The sequence below is a fragment of the Streptomyces tamarix genome (assembly GCF_032423885.1).
GTDB classification, from domain to species: Bacteria; Actinomycetota; Actinomycetes; order Streptomycetales; family Streptomycetaceae; genus Streptomyces; species Streptomyces tamarix.
In genome coordinates this window covers 1-1,117 of the sequence record NZ_JAWCTQ010000100.1, presented here as the reverse complement: position 1 = coordinate 1,117, position 1,117 = coordinate 1, and the positions used below count along the sequence as shown (strand labels likewise).

Annotated in this window: 1 rRNA gene; it reads right to left on the bottom strand. The window is 55.5% G+C overall.

Going from position 1 to position 1,117, the window contains the following annotated elements:
* Positions 1-1,117 (bottom strand): 23S ribosomal RNA (locus tag RND61_RS32425); the annotation flags it as partial.

Below are 1,117 nucleotides of genomic sequence, written 5' to 3'. Positions count from 1 at the left end.
AATGACACGACTTCGGCGGTACGCTTGAGCCCCGCTACATTGTCGGCGCGGAATCACTTGACCAGTGAGCTATTACGCACTCTTTCAAGGGTGGCTGCTTCTAAGCCAACCTCCTGGTTGTCTCTGCGACTCCACATCCTTTCCCACTTAGCGTACGCTTAGGGGCCTTAGTCGATGCTCTGGGCTGTTTCCCTCTCGACCATGGAGCTTATCCCCCACAGTCTCACTGCCGCGCTCTCACTTACCGGCATTCGGAGTTTGGCTAAGGTCAGTAACCCGGTAGGGCCCATCGCCTATCCAGTGCTCTACCTCCGGCAAGAAACACACGACGCTGCACCTAAATGCATTTCGGGGAGAACCAGCTATCACGGAGTTTGATTGGCCTTTCACCCCTAACCACAGGTCATCCCCCAGGTTTTCAACCCTGGTGGGTTCGGTCCTCCACGAAGTCTTACCTCCGCTTCAACCTGCCCATGGCTAGATCACTCCGCTTCGGGTCTTGAGCGCGCTACTAAACCGCCCTATTCGGACTCGCTTTCGCTACGGCTTCCCCACACGGGTTAACCTCGCAACACACCGCAAACTCGCAGGCTCATTCTTCAAAAGGCACGCAGTCACGAGACACCAAGCAAGCTTGATGTCCGACGCTCCCACGGCTTGTAGGCACACGGTTTCAGGTACTATTTCACTCCGCTCCCGCGGTACTTTTCACCATTCCCTCACGGTACTATCCGCTATCGGTCACCAGGGAATATTTAGGCTTAGCGGGTGGTCCCGCCAGATTCACACGGGATTTCTCGGGCCCCGTGCTACTTGGGTGTCTCTTAAACGAGCCGTCAATGTTTCAGCTACGGGGGTCTTACCCTCTACGCCGGACCTTTCGCATGTCCTTCGCCTACATCAACGGTTTCTGACTCGTCTCACAGCCGGCAGACTATGAAAAAGAGATCCCACAACCCCGTACACGCAACCCCTGCCGGGTCTCACACGTATACGGTTTAGCCTCATCCAGTTTCGCTCGCCACTACTCCCGGAATCACGGTTGTTTTCTCTTCCTGAGGGTACTGAGATGTTTCACTTCCCCTCGTTCCCTCCACACTGCCTATGTGTTCAGCAG